The 17,208-nt window shown below is 41.6% G+C and carries 11 protein-coding genes; 7 read left to right on the top strand and 4 right to left on the bottom strand.

Features of this window, described 5'->3' with window-relative positions; all coding sequences use genetic code 11:
* Positions 1-7: 7 nt before the first annotated feature.
* Positions 8-1,123, bottom strand: a complete 1,116-nt coding sequence (locus FM107_RS11535) for a family 43 glycosylhydrolase (RefSeq protein WP_256959482.1) — start codon at positions 1,121-1,123, stop codon at positions 8-10.
* 414 nt (positions 1,124-1,537) lie between these two features.
* On the opposite strand from FM107_RS11535, the gene FM107_RS11540 reads away from it, so the two are divergent.
* The 3 genes from FM107_RS11540 (at position 1,538) to FM107_RS11550 (ending at position 8,241) form a co-directional block, all read left to right on the top strand.
* Positions 1,538-4,858 carry a SusC/RagA family TonB-linked outer membrane protein gene (locus FM107_RS11540; protein WP_086948670.1) on the top strand — a complete coding sequence of 1,107 codons (3,321 nt, stop codon included), beginning with the start codon at positions 1,538-1,540 and terminating at the stop codon, positions 4,856-4,858.
* A 20-nt stretch (positions 4,859-4,878) separates the two neighbouring features.
* Positions 4,879-6,894, top strand: a complete 2,016-nt coding sequence (locus FM107_RS11545; protein ID WP_086948671.1) for a RagB/SusD family nutrient uptake outer membrane protein — start codon at positions 4,879-4,881, stop codon at positions 6,892-6,894.
* Positions 6,895-7,134: 240 nt separating this feature from the next.
* Complete coding sequence (locus FM107_RS11550; RefSeq protein ID WP_086948672.1) at positions 7,135-8,241, top strand: glycoside hydrolase family 105 protein; 1,107 nt, start codon at positions 7,135-7,137, stop codon at positions 8,239-8,241.
* Positions 8,242-8,451: 210 nt separating this feature from the next.
* Here the strand turns inward: FM107_RS11550 and FM107_RS11555 are convergent, their stop codons facing one another.
* On the bottom strand, positions 8,452-8,646 hold the full coding sequence (locus tag FM107_RS11555; protein ID WP_143559481.1) for a hypothetical protein: 195 nt from the start codon (positions 8,644-8,646) through the stop codon (positions 8,452-8,454).
* A 798-nt stretch (positions 8,647-9,444) separates the two neighbouring features.
* Here FM107_RS11555 and FM107_RS11565 point away from each other — a divergent pair.
* Positions 9,445-10,203, top strand: a complete 759-nt coding sequence (locus FM107_RS11565) for an SDR family NAD(P)-dependent oxidoreductase (protein WP_086948691.1) — start codon at positions 9,445-9,447, stop codon at positions 10,201-10,203.
* Between the two features lie 77 nt (positions 10,204-10,280).
* On the top strand, positions 10,281-10,865 hold the full coding sequence (locus FM107_RS11570; RefSeq protein ID WP_086948674.1) for a TetR/AcrR family transcriptional regulator: 585 nt from the start codon (positions 10,281-10,283) through the stop codon (positions 10,863-10,865).
* Positions 10,866-10,926: 61 nt separating this feature from the next.
* Here FM107_RS11570 and FM107_RS19525 read toward each other — a convergent pair whose 3' ends face one another.
* Complete coding sequence (locus FM107_RS19525; protein WP_179204465.1) at positions 10,927-11,334, bottom strand: hypothetical protein; 408 nt, start codon at positions 11,332-11,334, stop codon at positions 10,927-10,929.
* 476 nt (positions 11,335-11,810) lie between these two features.
* Positions 11,811-12,851, bottom strand: coding sequence for a glycoside hydrolase family 43 protein (locus FM107_RS11585; RefSeq protein WP_218778968.1), 1,041 nt, complete (start codon positions 12,849-12,851; stop codon positions 11,811-11,813).
* A gap of 378 nt (positions 12,852-13,229) precedes the next feature.
* Here FM107_RS11585 and FM107_RS11590 point away from each other — a divergent pair, with 378 nt between their 5' ends.
* Both FM107_RS11590 and FM107_RS11595 read left to right on the top strand, forming a co-directional pair.
* Positions 13,230-16,331 carry a two-component regulator propeller domain-containing protein gene (locus tag FM107_RS11590; RefSeq protein ID WP_179204466.1) on the top strand — a complete coding sequence of 1,034 codons (3,102 nt, stop codon included), beginning with the start codon at positions 13,230-13,232 and terminating at the stop codon, positions 16,329-16,331.
* 5 nt (positions 16,332-16,336) lie between these two features.
* Positions 16,337-17,137 (top strand): response regulator, encoded by an 801-nt coding sequence (locus FM107_RS11595; RefSeq protein WP_086948677.1) that lies wholly within the window; start codon positions 16,337-16,339, stop codon positions 17,135-17,137.
* The last annotated feature ends 71 nt before the right edge of the window (positions 17,138-17,208 follow it).

Raw genomic sequence — 17,208 nt, forward strand, 5'->3', positions numbered from 1 at the left:
GATAATATTATTTAAAATATGGTTTATCCTGTTGCTCGATATTTGTTGTATTCCCCCGCATCACGGGCCAGTTGTCTTCCCAAAATAAACGATCTAAAAAAAGCATGCGCCGCGAGGCACCGCTGGAAACTGTACCTTGTTCTACGTCGATTCCGTGAAACAATATCCAATCTTGCTGCCGATCATCGGTAATTATACGTGTTCCATGCCCTAAGCCGACAAATTTTTGCCCCCCTTTTAGCAATAAGGTCCCATTGCCCCGCTCTTTTAAGTCGTGTCCATTTTTATCCAGGTACGGACCATTGAGGTCGCTCGCTCGCCCGACGACCATGTGGTAGCTGCTGCTAGCGCCGGCGCAGCAATGTCCGCGCGAACCTATAAAATAATAATACCCATTTCTCTTATGTATAATCACGGCCTCTAAATCACCCGCTGCAATTTTAAATTTATCATCTACGCTGGTGATACGTAGTCCATCCTGCCGCATGGGAACGCCGAAGGTTCCTTGTTTGGGGCCATCATTATAGCTGCCCCAGAAAAGGTATTTCTGCCCCTCTTGCACCCAAAGGAAGGGATCAATGGAATTAGGTACATCAATAGACTTACTATCAAATAGTTTACCATGATCTACAAATGGACCTGCCGGTGAATCCGAAGTGGCAACTCCGATACCCGGGTTGGGGTCGTCCCATATCGAAAATGCATAGTAAAGAAAATACTTTCCATTTACATAAACAACATCTGGCGCCCAGACGCCGCCTTCTTTTTTCCACGTAGGCTTAGCTTGAAAAGCAGGCCCCACAAGCTCCCAATCGGATAAATCTTTTGATTTTAATACAGGCACCAGCCTGCTGCCTTCGCCGTCACCCCAGTCGTCTTGCGTTCCGTAGGCGTAAAACTCCCTAGAGGCAGGATCGCGTACCACAGTAGGATCTGCCAAAATTGGCTCAAAGACAGGGTTTACAAAACGTGATGGTTCCGCACTGTGGTTTGCGGACTTTCCGACTGCCCCCCTCCCACTCGAACATGCGTAAAACAGTGGAGCAATCAAATACGCGAAAATCAAACACGAATTAAAGCTAACTTTTCCTTTCATCTTAATAGCCAAACGGTGGTGAATCATAATCCTGTTGTTAAAAAAGTGTGCGATGACATCCATTATATAAAAACTATGTAGCCCTATCGATCCCCCCACAAAGCGCTATCCGCACGATAACTATCGTCAGCTGGACAAAGGTTCGCATTTCCGTTCCCGCTTCATCCTCTAATGGATAACAACCATTGGTGTTCCGAAATACAAAAATGCAAATAGTCAGCTAAAAAAAACATTCATTTCGACTCAAAAAAGCATCATTTTGTATCAACTGTACGAAACATAAAATCCCAAAGGTATCTCGTTGTTTTTGAATCAAATCGACAATTTATTGATACAAAGTGATATGTTATCGCCCTTCACATTGTCGAGATTTGTATTTGGAACGACCTTTATAGGCGCCATTTATAAACAATTCATATTCTCTACTTATTATTTAGTTTTATGTTAAAAATATATAAAACCAACCTTCATCTCTCACGATCGGATTTGAAATGGGTTTCAACTAGTTTTCTCTTTCTTCTATTAATAGTGGGTATGCCCTATCAATATACTGCTAAGGGTGACTCCAACGTCAATACGAAAAACCGTTCGTTTCAAGACACACAAATACGTGGAACAGTTACCGACGAAGAGGGGAATCCCATTGAAGGAGTTACAGTAAGCATCATCGGTAGCTCCGTTAGTACAGCTTCTGACGAAAATGGGGAATACAACCTGTTGATTCCTGACAACGCTAATACATTGCGTTTTTCTATTGTAGGGTTTCAATCTCTCGAGCAGGATATAGGTTCTCAAAACGTAATTAACGTCACGCTACTCAAGACAACAGACGCTTTGGAAGAAGTTGTGGTCGTAGGTTACGGAACTATGCAGAAAAAAGACCTCACAGGCTCGGTGATACAAATACGTCCCGACCGGATCGCTAATGAAAACCCGAAAAGCGTGCAAGACGTTCTTCGCGGCACCCCCGGAATAAATGTAGGTTTTAGTTCATCAGCCAAAGGGGGGGGATCGATGCAGATTCGTGGACAGCGTTCTGTGTATTCTGATGGCAACCATAACAGTCCTTTAATTGTTCTAGACGGTATGTTCTTTTATGGCGAGCTCTCGGAAATCAATCCTGATGATATTGAGCAAATTGACGTGTTGAAAGATGCGTCTGCTGCAGCAGTATACGGATCAAAGGCAGCCAATGGTGTTATTATTATTACCTCCAAACGCGGAAAAATAGGGAAGCCAGTCGTCAATGCGAGCGCCAACTTCGGTGCAACGACGCCTGCACAATATAGAAAAAGGTGGGAGCCGGAAGCTTATTTACAGCACCGCCAAGATTGGCTCACAAAAAACACGTATGGCGTAAATTCCGAAACAGGTGAGTACCAAGCTTACCAAACTGGCGTATTTGCCGACCAGCCCGAATTTTTCTCACGTCCGGACAGGCTACCATCCTCTATTTCGCTTGATACGTGGCGAGCATATAGCACAAATAATGAAGGCGAATCGGATTTAAGTATCTGGGCGCGCAGGTTAGGTTTCAGCGGCAATGCCCTGGCGAACTTTAACAGTGGTAAAATAACAGATTGGACTGATCACACCTTCCGCACGGGATTTGATCAGGATTACAATACCTCTGTCAGCGGAGCAAGTGACCGTGCCAATTATTATTTTTCGATGGGCTATTTAAAGAATCAAGGAGCGGTCGTCAGCGACAATTACCGGGCAATACGCTCGAATATGAAAGTGAATTTCAAAGTGACCGACTGGTTCGAACTTGGGGCAAATATCAATTTTCAAGATCGATCGGACGGAAATGTGGATATCGACATGGGGCAAATGATGCGTAACAGTCCTTATGCAGATTACGCTGATGAGAGGGGAAATCCGATTCAATTTCCATTGAGCTCGGAATTCAGTCAACGGGGTTACAATTACGACTTTCAAAAGAACTACCTCGAGTTAGATAAAGGGTACACTGTACTGAATACGATTTTACAGGCTAAAATTAAATTACCGTTTAACATCACTTACGCATTTAATATAGCCCCTCGTTATCAATTTTTCTATGATCGTTATTTCATGTCGGCGGAACTACCCGGATCTGATCCCAAAACTCGAGGAGCCAACCGCGAACAGGCAAAACGTTTCGATTGGTCGTTGAACAACACAATTACTTGGGAACAAACGTTCGCCGAAAAACACCGCGTCAATGTAACGCTGGTGCAAGAGGCCGAAAAACGCCGCTACTGGTCTGAACGTATTGAGGCAAGAAATCTTTTGCCCTCAGATGCATTAGGATTTCATAACGTGGGATTCGGGAATAAAGAAGACAGCAACTATTCCAGTAACGACACCCACGAAACTGCCGACGCATTAATGGGACGTCTATTCTATAATTATGACGAGCGTTATATGTTTACGGCGACGATTCGGCGCGATGGATACTCCGCCTTCGGTTCCACCGAACCGTACGGTATATTCCCCTCATTAGCCGGTGCATGGAATTTTTCCAATGAGTCATTCTTTTCAAAGTGGAAACATATCATGAACACGGGTAAATTACGCGTTTCTTATGGTAAGAACGGTAACCGCTCCCTCGGCTCCCCTTACCTTGCTCTAGCTAACCTATCTAGAGGTGGTGGCAAGATGCAAGGCTATATCGACCCAGCGGGCGAGCTACAACTGTACCGTTACCTAATGATGGACAGGTTAGCCAACCCAAATCTTGAATGGGAGAAAACTTCCGCATGGAATGTTGGTCTAGATTTCGGGTTTTTAGATAACCGAATTTCCGGAAGCGTGGAGTATTATACGATGCAAACTAACGATATGATTATGGCCCAGCGTCTCCCAGGATTCTCCGGTTTCTCAAATATTACGACCAATTTGGGAAGAGTCGACAACAAAGGAATAGAATTGGCCTTAACGACGCGCAATTTCGATCGAGAAAACTTCAGTTGGAGTACCACACTTGGTTTTTCATACAATAAAAATAGCATTAAGCATCTGTACTACGACTACCAAGATGTACTTGACGAAAGCGGAAACGTAATCGGTCAAAAAGAACAGGACGACATCTCGAACGGTTGGTTTATAGGAAAGCCTATCAGCAGCATTTGGGATTACAGGGTGACCGGTATTTGGCAGAAGGAAGAAATTGACGAAGCGGCGCGATATGGCCAAAAACCAGGAGATCCGAAAGTTGCCAATAATTACACTGACGACGACGTAGTTAACTCCGATGGTTCTGTTACACCGGTTTATAACGATAGGGATAAAGAATTTTTAGGCGAAATGACACCTCCTTATCACTGGTCGCTGCGCAATGAGTTCGTATTCTGGAAGGATTTCACTTTCTCTTTTCAACTGTATTCGTACATGGGACACAAAAGCCTATCGGGCAACTACTTAAACAACGATGACGATGGAGGACGCATGCAATATGCCTTAGCGAACTTACCGGAAAAGGAATACTGGACACCCGATAACCCGACCAATGAGTTTGGTGGGATTGAAGCTGCTGGACCAACGGGCGCTGCTGGCGCACAAAAATTGTACAACCGCTCATTTATACGCCTTGACAACATTGCTGTAGGCTACACCCTACCGAGGAGCTGGACATCCAAGTATAACCTAAACCGGGTTAAAGTATTCGGAAACATTCGGAATACAGCCACCTGGGCGCAAGAATGGATATATGGCGATCCGGAAACCGGAGATTGGGCTGCCCGGACGATTACCGTAGGATTGAATTTAACTTTTTAGACGATTAACAGACAATACAGATGAGAAAGACAACACGATACGCTAATTATATAGCATTTTCCCTTCTTCTAGGAGGAACATTAATAAGCGGTAGCTGTTCACGGGATTTCTTAAATCCAGATCCGCTATCGTTTTATGATCCAGAAACGTCCTTTAATTCACGGGCGGAGATTGAGGCAACAATGGCCATTTGCGATCGACACTTGAAATTATACTGGATGACTAACCATAATGAAATGCTTTCATTGGGCACGGAATATATTTTTTCGGAACTCATGGTCGCCGCTGCAACCGATAAAAGAAACATGTTGGCCGATGTTGCCAATATGCTTACGCCAACAAGCGACGATGGAGGAGCAGCTAATAATCTGGACCGAACCAACAGTTTATGGTACTTCTGGGATGAGGGGTATAAAGGAATTCGGAATGCTAATACCATACTTAATTACATTGATGATGTCGACGAGTTGGATGAACCGACCAAAAACATGTTTAAAGGGCAAGCGTACTTTCACCGTTCTTTCCGCTATATGGGATTAGTATTCCAATATGGCGACGTGCCGCTGGTAACGAAACTGTTAGAGGCACCCAAACAAGACTACCGCAGCACAACGCGTGAAGCAATTTTAAAAATGATTACCCAAGAAATGGAATTCGCTGTCGAATGGGTGCCTGAACAAAGTGAAATCGGATTAATCGGTATGGTCAATAAAGGGGCGTGCCGAATGCTTTTAACGAAATGTTACCTGGCTATCGGTGAATACGAAAAGGCAAAAGAGCAAACAGACATCTTAATAGACCAATCCGGGTATAGTCTGATGCAAGACTCCTTTGGCACCTTTAACGAAGGTGGCGAAGCGGAAACCTGGCCCATCACGCGCAACGTTATCTGGGATTTACACCGTTCAGAGAACAAACTAATCGCTGCAAACCGAGAGGTTATTATGGGCATGCCAAATCGAGGTGCTGAAGCCGAATCATTTGTAAAGATGCTCACCATGCGTATCCTATACCCTTTCGTTTTTGACAATCGGGTGCAGGCTAAAGACGGCCGGCAGGCACTGATGAACATCCGCAGGAACGCTGCTGACTACAATCCGCAATACGATTATATGCGTTCCTTTGGCCGGGGAATAGGGACATTTCGCCCGACGCGTTACCAGATGACGAACGTTTGGCGTCTCAACGGCGTGATGGACCAGAATGATCTTCGCCACAGCTCACAAACAGGGAACTGGATTAGTATGGAAGATTACCGGGTTAATAATAAGGCTTCGACAGAATTTGGCAAGCCACTCGCACTTTTCAATCCTGACAATGGAAAACTCTTATGTAGCGACACCATTCGACGCTGGTTCGACGTTCCGCATTACAAATTCTATTTAGACGATCCAGTTGCCGAGGCAAACATCGATGGGTCCGACGGCTACCGGGGGGCAACTAACGGGGGACATGCAGACTGGTACCTGTACCGACTTGCCGAAGCCTATCTACTACGTGCTGAAGCGAAATATTATATCAACCCGAGTGACCCAACCATCAAAGATGATTTGAATATCATCAGAAAACGAGCGCAATGCAGTGAACTCTATACCGGAACGGTAACAATTGGTGACATCATGGATGAAAGGGCGCGAGAACTTTACTGGGAAGAATGGCGTAATGTGGAACTGAAACGTGTATCCCTGTGTTTAGCTCGTAGTGGAAAACCTGACGAATGGGGAAACACATATGACCTTAGCAACTACGATCAACAGCAAGGTACCGATGAGACCGGTGGAAGCTACTGGTACCAGCGTATTGTACATTATAGCATGTACAATAAAGGGCCGATTCAAATTAATGCTCCAGGGAACAGCAATCCGAATTATAGAATGGACAAAAAGAACATGCATTGGCCAATTCCAAATTCCGCAATTACCGCAAATAGCAGCGGCCAATTAACGCAGAACTATGGTTACAACGGTTACGATCCAGCTACGCCAAAATGGGAGAATTGGGAAGATGCCGTCGCCGACGAGAGTAGCACTGAATAGTAGAACGGTCCAGGCACAACGCATAATTGCTTGCACATTTTTGTATGCATTTGGCACATATAATAGCAAACTAAACATGGCATGGCAAGAAGATCTTCCGTCAAACGTTTTGCTCGCGGCGAATGATCTTGTACTACGCGACTGGAGTGTGCGAACTATCGCGGACGAAGGAAAGAGGTGGTTTGAGCGGAGAATAAAAATCGATTTACAATTATTAGTTAAAATTAATTATATAATGTTATGCTAGGTAAAACTTTATTAATACTGTACACATTCTGTACCTTTCAATTTGTAATCGGACAAGAAAATACGTTACATAACTTCCCTTCTGGATCCACGCCCGAAGAAGTAGGTAAACGATTAGCCGATCATTTTGTCGGCAGTCGGCACGAACTCTACGCCGGTCGGTGGATGCACTATGCCGGTGTTTGCGCTTGGAATGGCGCTATCGACTACGCCATAAAGACCAACGATCAACAGCTTATCAAACAGTTACAAGATAAGTTTGAACCATTTTTTAGTTACGAAAAGTCCTTACTACCTCCGATGAACCATGTAGATTACAACATGTTTGGAAGCCTCGCGCTGAAATTATATCAAGTTACAAACGATGATCGTTACAAAAAATTAGGTCTTGCATATGCCGACTCGCAATGGGAGGTTCCGGCGAATGCAAAAGCAAAAGAGCGGGCTTGGGCAGAAAAAGGGCACTCCTGGCAAACACGTTTATGGATCGACGACATGTATATGATTACCGTAGTACAGGGCGAGGCCTATAAAGTAACTGGTGACAAGAAATACCTGGATCGTGCTGCCGAGGAAATGGTCATGTACTTGGATAAACTGCAGCGTCCTAATGGACTATTCTACCATGCTCCAGACGTGCCTTATTATTGGGCACGTGGTGACGGCTGGATGGCTGTAGGGATGCCCGAATTACTACGTATGCTCCCCGATGAGCATAAAGATCGACCGCGAATTATGGAAGGTTATTTAAAAATGATGACCAGCTTAAAAAACTACCAACAGGCAAATGGCATGTGGAATCAGTTGATCGACGAACCTACATATTGGGCAGAGACGTCCGGAACGGCGATGTTTGCATACGCGTTCATCGTCGGCATTAAAGAAGGTTGGCTGGACGCTGCGCAATATGCGCCGGCGGCACGCAAGGCTTGGCTGGCGATGGTTCCTTATATTGACAAAAGGGACAATGTAACCGAGGTCTGTATCGGAACGGGCAAGAAAAATGACAAGCAATATTATTATGACCGTCCTCGAAATTCCGGCGATTTACACGGGCAGGCCCCTTATCTGTGGTGCGCCGCAGAGCTCATTCGAAAATAATTAACTTTTATTCTGCAGCAATTAGTACTGATGCGTTAAGTTTTTGCATCAAATAAATTCTATAAATTTTGTTATTTGACGTTTTGATTTTTTTGATCTTGAACGGTTAGCTCTTTCAACGGTATTTTATCGAAAGCTAACACCCCTAGTATTTGTATGATTTCGTAGATAGATATATCGTACGGTGCTATCGCTCATCTTTTTTTCAATTTAATTATCCGTAATCAAATCAAACACCTCCATAATGTTTGTCTCGTTGTTTGTCCAGATTACCTCCAAAGTTGCAGTTCTTTCGATAGATATACCGTTTATACCGTTTGCTTGCAGCCTCTTAAAAGCTGCTAAAGAATCCACCTGTAATGCTTTGGAAAGAATATCAATCGGCGCTTTTGATATTCTTTCCAAAAGTATGGTATCCACCGTTGGGCTCGATTGTCGCTCCACGAAAAAGAATATGGATATGACCGCCAGAGCTAGTGCAGCAGGAAGGAAAACACCTTTTTGAAATGGATTTTCAAGACTTTTCAGTTAAGTATAACGTGAAAAATGGCACAAATAAAAAAGAAGAGGCAAAAAAACTCATGTACGACTTCTGTATAGCCTTCAAATAAATGTAAAAACATGAGCATACCCAAAATTCCGAGGTCAAAGAAGATTAAGGATATAAAAGGGGTGACGTAATTTCTGTTCAGTTCATAATACAAGGATTTGGTGAATGGAGTTTTCAAAATCTGTTTTCAAGGTTTGAAAGCCATTTTACACGCTTTTCCCGGCTTACTGATTTTGCCGAAGTAAAACTGATTCAATGACAGTTTTTGTAGCCCATCGTTTTAAAAACGCTTCTTAACATTGTTTTCCTGATTAAATTTCCGATGAGTAGAGAGTACAATATTCCCGGTTTGTTCATTGTGGTGATGATGGTTATGCTTTTCAGGGTTTTCAAGAGCGGCACCAATCCAAAACCTCTCGGATGATAACAATTATTAAAAAATAATTATCAATCAACTCATTACCATTACATCCATTTTTCTGCTTTTTTATAATTAACTGCTATTGTTTCTTCCAGGCGTCTGTCTTACCCAATAAAGTTCTATTTCTTCAACAATACAGAAATTAAATTTGGAATGTTCGTTCCGTATTTTATATATTTACGGAATGATCGTTCCGATAAAGGGACGTTTGTTTAATTTTAAAAGAAAAAAAATGGAAAAACTAACAGGTAAAGTCGCTGTCGTTACAGGCGGAAGCTCAGGAATTGGTTTTGCAACCGCACACGAATTTATCAAACAAGGTGCGAAAGTCGTGATTACAGGAAGAAATCAAGAATCGCTTGACAAAGCCGTGAAAGAACTGGGCAACAACGCCATCGGAATTCGTGCTGACGCTTCTAATGTAAAAGAATCCGAAAAATTGGCAGAGCAAGCGAAATCAATATTCGGAAAAATCGACATTTTGCTCGTGAATGCAGGAGGTGTAGAAGTGTTTGAGCCAATAGGTCAAATTACGGAAGAAACGTTTGATACGGTTGCCGGTGTCAATTTCAAAGGAGCGGTTTTTACTACCGAAAAATTTGTTCCGCTTCTTTCTGACGGTGCTTCAGTCATTCATTTGGCTTCCGTGTCTGCTTTTTCATTCAATGCAGGAAATGCAATTTATTCGGCAAGTAAAGCGGCTCTCGTGGCGTACAGCAAAAATGCAGCAATTGAATTGGCGGACAGAAAAATCCGAGTGAACGTTGTAGAACCTGCTTTGACTGAAACTCCTGGTATTCACAAAGGCGCTTTTGCAAATGACGAAATTCACACACATGTCAAAACCTTAATGCCGTTTAAACGTTACGGACAACCCGAAGAAATTGCCAAATTAATTACGTTTTTGGCTTCTGATGATGCTTCATTTATTTCGGGCGCCGAAATAACAATTGACAGCGGAGCCTCTATAAACGTACCGCTGAAGTTCTAATTTTTTTGACTAAATCAGGAACGAATGTTCCAAATACATTATCTTTGTGAGATAGTTATATCTCACAAAGATTTTTTATGGCACGCACCAAAGTATTTGACGAAAATTTGATTTTAGAAAAAGCAATGAATTTGTTTTGGAAAAAAGGGTATAATGCTACGTCTGCCCAAGATTTGGTTGATTTTCTTGGCATAAGCCGTTCAAGCTTGTACGATACCTATGGCGATAAACATACTCTTTTTATAAAGGCATTAAAACAATACCGTAAAGAACGAATTGACCCAGTAATCTATGCAGTAGATGAACCCGAAGATATTGAGGCCTATATCCGCAATATTTTTGAAGCCGCAAAAAAAGAAGCACTTGACGAAGAACGTTCAAAGGGTTGTTTTATGGTCAATTCGGCCGTCGAATTGGCTCCTGTTGATAAGGAAGTGAGGGCAATTTCCAATTCAATAATGCAGGATACTGAAAACGCTCTAACGAAAGCCATAAAGAAAGGACAAGAAAAAGGAATAATTACCAAAGTCCATTCTGCCCGTTCATTGGCGAGGTTCATTTTCAATTCACTAAATGGTTTGCGTGTTACGATAAAATTTGACGCTAGCCAAAAAATGTTCGATGATATTGTAAATGTTTGTTTGGCTGCATTGAAAGTGTAACGTGTATTGAAGTAGAATTGCTAAATGGTCGATACTTGCTCGCTTACCAGAATATAGACCATTAGATTATTACCGCCTGTTTCGAATTCGGCTCAATGAAACGGAAGTAATTTCTAAATAAGAAGCGATATAATGCTGTGGGACACGCTGAACAATATGTGAATAGGTTTCGATCAATTCTTCGTAACGTTGTTGTGGCGTGTTTTTCAGATATGAGTAAAAAAGTTTTTGTCCCTGTAGCAGCCGCTCCACGAGAGTATTTACCGGGCACCCCATTGAACAATTTGAGCCTGAACGATATTGTGGTGGAATCCAAGGCAAATACTTCGCCTGCAATGTCTACTCCCGCAATACGTTCGTTACTGTACAGAGGTCTGATCTTACCGATCAGATAATTTCCAAAATCGGAGAAAATACGATAATCACGGACTTCATTTGCCCTAGATAAAGTAGATTGATTGACGTTCATGCGAATCACTAGGTGATACAACTTATTCTGGTGTGCTTTCAAACATACGCAAATGTCCTAAAGCGAGTTGCGTGAAGTTAACTGCCCGAAAAACAGTTGAACAAACAGGTTCCAACAGCTAAATTATCTTGTTCGGAAGTCTTCATTGTATTTTTCTTCACATTTATCGAACTTGTATCTGTCAATAAACTGAAGAAGTTAAGAGAAAACATACTTTCCTGAATTCATAGCCGCATTTTTAAAGTAACAAAGCTACAGGTAAATTCAAATCAAATAACGAATACAATACTATAATTAACGAATGATTATGATAAGTTTTAAAAACTTAACGCATCACTAATGCGAAGCAATAACCAGTGAATAACAAAGGGAAGCGTCTACCAATTCCCTTTGTTATTCAATTTCCGTGGAGTTTATTTTTATCGTAAACCACGGCTAACGATGGTGTCCGCACTACGAGCCGCTTGGGCGAGTTTCTACGGGATGACAACTGGACGAATTGCTTCACCAAAAATTCGAACGACTCCATCACTAGTGATCTCCATATCATTTATGTACGACTCCCGCGGGCCTACCTTCTGCTCGCTTGCATGCACATGGTAGATATACTTGTATTTACCCTCAGCATCCACAAAAGGAGCGCCGTGCCCCGTTCCCACTCTGCCCGAAGCGGCGGGTTTATCGCGCCGTAAAATCGGATTTCCGCTATATTTTTTCCAGGGGCCAATCGGTGATACCGATGTTGCATACCCCACACCATAATCTTTACTCTCAAAATGATTTGCCGAATAAAGCATATAATAAATCCCCCGATGTTTTAACACAGATGGTCCTTCGGCTACGCGTCCTTGTATCCTTTCCCAGGGTTCATCGGCGCTAATACATTTTCTCAGTGAATGTGGCTTGACCGATTTTAAATCATCCGTCATTTCTGCTACCCAAATAACATTTCCTTCGGTAAAGCGTACAAAGTAGAGATAGGGCGTACCGTCGTGGTCGATAAATACATGCGTATCGATGGCCTTATCACTTATAATGGGGCTTTTATCTTCTTGCGTAAATGGTCCGTACGGTGAATCTGCGTGTGCCACGCAAATATGTTCATCAACCGAATAAAACATAAAAAATTTATTTTTCGAACGTATATAATAGACTTCCGGAGCCCAAAACCACCGGTTCCCCCAAGAATCATTAGGCGACAAGGCAAGCTTCTGGTGGCGTCTCCATTTTTTTAGATCATTTGATTCATATACTTCAAACCCTTCCAAGCGTGTTCCATAGGCATAATAAGTTCCCTGGTGGTATAAAACATAGGGGTCAGCAATGGGTAATTTATCATCAATTACGTTTTGGATTGTGTCGTTGATTAACCCGCTCGAATTCCACCATATGTGTGCTTCTGCAGTATCGCTTCTCTTTTGCGATTTATGATCAATTAAGCCGTCTTTACACCCTCCCACATGACCCATCAAAAAGAAAAAAAGTAAACTTGTAATTCTCAACAAATTGTAACTCATAATAATTTCAATCAAAATACAGATTACACCGTTTGGAAGTTGCCTAAATTTATCCTAAAACGAAAGACAGACTTGTCACCAAATCGCCCAGGCGGCCCCACTACCCATTCCTATACTTAGCGAATTTAAATAATAAGAATCACGCCTGGAGGAGGTAGCTAGTTGGACAATACAATTGTACACAACTACGGCCCAATTAATATGCATAATCGTATCAATTTATTTCATTATTGTATCATTTCGTCTTCCAGAATCCCTGCAACCCGTTTTCATTGTTTAGATTTAAAGGTTAACCGAGATAACGGCGCTTGATCATTCTCAACACCCTAATTTACCCTAAAAATAAAAATGGCGTATTTTTATAAAAAATCTAATTCAATGTTTATAAAACCGTTATGCCTATTCTTGTTTTGTTCCATGTGGATCACATTGTCGGCATCACCTTATTATTTCAATCACTTTCAAGTGAACAACGGTCTTTCCAATAACGCTATTTTATGCAGTGTGCAAGATAACGATGGTTTTATTTGGTTTGGTACGCGCGACGGTCTGAATAGGTTTGATGGTTACCATTTCAAAACTTTTCTCCATGAATCTGACAACGAAAAAAGCTTGGGGAGCAACCTAGTACACAGCCTGATGGTTCGTAAGACAAATGAAATTTGGGTTGGAACCGACCAAGGTATATATATATATAACCCCCAGCGCGAGGAATTCTCATTATTTGACAAAATCCCTACACAAGAAACCCTACAAATTCAGGAGGACCGAAACGGTAATATATGGTTTATCTGCAATAGTAGGCTGTATAAATATGATCCCAAGACACAAACGCTCGATAAAACATATGCCACACGTTGGAATGAAGTTACACATGCTTTTTGCATCGATCAAAATAACGAGGTCTGGGTTGGTTTCAACGAAAGTATTTGCCATATCAATAGTGAGAAACGATATCTCTTCTCCAAAGGAAAGTCCTTTCAAGGAAGGGTAGAAAAACTATTTGCCGATAATAGTAACAACATATGGATCGGTACATCGCAACAAGGACTGTTCCAATGGAACAGCACAACAAAAAAAACAAGACATGTCATTAAAAAAACTGGAAACAAACCTCTTTATGTACGCGATATCAAGCAGGTCAACCAAAATCAGTTATGGGTCGCAACGGAAAATGGGCTGATTGTGCACGATATCAAATCTAACAACACGCAATTTGTTCTCCACGAAAAAGATAATCCATGGAGCCTCTCCGACAATGCTGTTTATACACTATTAAAAGACAATCAAGATGGGATATGGGTTGGTACATTTTTCGGTGGGGTAAACTACTTTCACTCCGAACATAATGTATTTGAAAAGATCTTTCCAAGAAACTCATCCAACTCAATTGGAGGGCATGCGGTTCGAGAAATCGTCGAGGATAAACAAAATAACCTCTGGATTGGTACTGAAGACGAAGGACTTTCGTTTTGGAACCAGACAACCGGTAACTTTATTAATTTCGGATCCGCCGACGGACTAGCGCATACCAATGTACACGGGCTACTAATAGCGGGTGACAGTTTACTGATTGGTACATTTTTTCAGGGACTGGATGTCATCGACGTACGTCAAAAGAAGGTGATAAAACACTTTGATTCCAATAACACGAACCAGACGCTAAAAAATAATTTTGTGTATCACATCTTCCGGACCGCAAGTGGCAAAATCCTACTATCCACGGCACCGGGTATGTTCGAGTTTATCCCCGGTAAAGATCAGTTTCTACGATATAAACGTGTCCCGGGTCATGTCTTTTATACATCTATATTCGAAGATAATCAGAACACGTTATGGATTACGACCTGGCGTGATGGGCTCTATAAATTAGAACCACGAGACACAAAGGCTAAACGCTTTACACACGACACAAAAAATCATAAATCAATCAGTAGTAATCGTGTCAATAGGGTATTTCAAGATTCGAATGACAGGATATGGATCGCGACCGAGGGTGGATTATGTCTCTATGAGGGTGAGCAGTCATTTAGACGTTTTACAACGAAAGATGGTTTACCGAGTAATCTAATCCTAGCCATGCTGGAGGACGATTTTGGGTATCTTTGGATATCCACGACCAAAGGATTAGTAAAAATGGACATTGAAACGTTTAGACTTGAAACCTATAGTTTGGAACATGGACTTTTAGACTTACAGTTCAATTATAATTCGGCCTTTAAAGACTCCAAGGGATGGTTATATTTCGGAGCCTCAAAAGGCTTAATCCGGTTCAATCCATCTTCGATTACCGATCTCTATAAGACGGACTTTGACACACCGATATATATTACCGGCATACATGCAAACCAACAAGAATTGAACCCTCACTCCGAGAACGATAAATTATCTCAATCCATACTCTATACTAAGCGTGTAAAATTAAAACATGACGAATCAACCATTAGCCTTGATTTTGTTGCTTTAAACTTTGTTTCAGCAAGCACCACTTCTTACCTCTACCGGTTGGTCGGACTCGACACCACATGGACATTTTCCCAGAAAGATACGCGAGCCACCTTTACCAAAATACCCCCTGGAAAGTATACGTTCGAAGTCATGGCTGCCGACGCGAATCAAACACCAATTTCGAAAGTAAAATCCTTAGAAATCGTGATACTCCCTCCTTTTTGGGCAAGTATTCCGGCTTATATAATATACATTATACTAACATCCGGAGTAATAATCTGGTTTATAAGGCGCTACGACCAAAAAATTAAGGAAACCAATCGGCGACGACTTGAAACGATAAAGAACCACAAAGAAAAAGAACTTTACAAGGCCAAAATGGATTTCTTCATGCACATTACGCACGAAATCAAAACACCGTTAACACTCATTAAAGGTCCACTGGAAAAAATAATTGAAGGGAATACTCCCGACAAAACAGAGAAGTGGCTAAAAACAATCCATCAAAACACCGATCGATTACTGCTATTGACAGATAATTTACTGGATTTTCGCAAAGTAGAAAGCAGTCACTTTTCGCTCACCCTTAAAAACCAATCCATAACCTCCCTGATTCAAATTTGTTTACAAGATTTTGAGCCTCTAATAGAGACTAAGCAAATCAATTTGAAGAAAAACTTACATAGGAACGTCTATGCAAATATTGACATTGAAGCTATGTATAAGGTGCTTTCCAATTTGTTAACCAACGCAATTAAATATGCTGATCGCGAAATCTACGTAAACCTTTATAAAATCCCCAACCGCAAGTTTTTTTGTATCGAGATTATGAATGATGGCGTCTTGCTTTCCGACGAAGAAAGAACACAAATCTTCGAACCGTTTCAACGTGCGAGCAAACATTACCGTATTAATGGGTCCGGTTTAGGGTTAGCATTAGCATCATCATTTATATCGCTCCATCAGGGAACCTTAATCTATAAAACGGATTCAAAAAATTTGAATATATTTGTTATAGAAATACCAATATAAGCCCTATGCTCACCTCAAACTTTGAAACGGGAAAATCTATTATTTTGTTAGCTGATGATCATGTCGATATCTTAGATTTTATTGCCGACAATTTAGAAGAAAAATATGAAGTTGTAAAAGTAACCAATGGACAAGATGCCCTGGAATATGTTTACTTACACAATGTCGATTTGGTTGTAAGTGATATTATGATGCCTCGAATGACCGGTTTCGAATTTTGCATCAAAATGAAAGAAGATGAAAATTATAATCATATTCCATTTATTATGCTGACTGCAAAGACCAGTTTACAGTCAAAAATTGAAGGTTTGGAATATGGTGCGGACGCCTACATCGAAAAGCCTTTCTCTCCCAATTTCCTCGTGACACAAATCGCAAATTTACTCCGCAACAGGAAATATATTCAAGATCACTTCCAACGTACCCCCACAAGTATTGTAGATACCAGCGGGCACAACAAAGCCGATCAGGTATTGATAAATAAAATCAATAAACTAATTCTTGAAAACATGGCAGACTCAACTTTATCCGTAGATATGCTAGCGGACCGACTTCACATGAGTCGGCCGACGCTTTATCGCCGAACAAAGGCACTATCAGGTTTATCACCTAATGAGCTAATAAAGCTGACCAGATTAAAAAAAGCTACCCGACTATTGTTGGATGGCGAATACATGATCTATGAAATAGCCGATATATTAGGCTTCAGTACCGCATCACACTTTTCACGGAATTTTCAACAACATTACGGTGTGAGCCCAAAAGATTATGCAACTAAAAATAAATACGGGGACCACTACGCTTAATTCTCAACGACCTTCTAGCGAAGTAGTCTTTCACAAAACATCGCAGTATACCAGCGGGGTTATCCCGGTGC

Source organism: Sphingobacterium sp. JB170, from assembly GCF_900163865.1.
Taxonomy (GTDB): Bacteria; Bacteroidota; Bacteroidia; order Sphingobacteriales; family Sphingobacteriaceae; genus Sphingobacterium.

Bases quoted from the DNA above. Each gene is read 5' to 3' on its own strand.
- FM107_RS11535 (WP_256959482.1), bottom strand. From the start codon at position 1,123: ATGATTCACCACCGTTTGGCTATTAAGATGAAAGGAAAAGTTAGCTTT.
- FM107_RS11540 (WP_086948670.1), top strand. From the start codon at position 1,538: ATGTTAAAAATATATAAAACCAACCTTCATCTCTCACGATCGGATTTG.
- FM107_RS11545 (WP_086948671.1), top strand. From the start codon at position 4,879: ATGAGAAAGACAACACGATACGCTAATTATATAGCATTTTCCCTTCTT.
- FM107_RS11550 (WP_086948672.1), top strand. From the start codon at position 7,135: ATGCTAGGTAAAACTTTATTAATACTGTACACATTCTGTACCTTTCAA.
- FM107_RS11565 (WP_086948691.1), top strand. From the start codon at position 9,445: ATGGAAAAACTAACAGGTAAAGTCGCTGTCGTTACAGGCGGAAGCTCA.
- FM107_RS11570 (WP_086948674.1), top strand. From the start codon at position 10,281: ATGGCACGCACCAAAGTATTTGACGAAAATTTGATTTTAGAAAAAGCA.
- FM107_RS19525 (WP_179204465.1), bottom strand. From the start codon at position 11,334: ATGAACGTCAATCAATCTACTTTATCTAGGGCAAATGAAGTCCGTGAT.
- FM107_RS11585 (WP_218778968.1), bottom strand. From the start codon at position 12,851: ATGAGTTACAATTTGTTGAGAATTACAAGTTTACTTTTTTTCTTTTTG.
- FM107_RS11590 (WP_179204466.1), top strand. From the start codon at position 13,230: ATGTTTATAAAACCGTTATGCCTATTCTTGTTTTGTTCCATGTGGATC.
- FM107_RS11595 (WP_086948677.1), top strand. From the start codon at position 16,337: ATGCTCACCTCAAACTTTGAAACGGGAAAATCTATTATTTTGTTAGCT.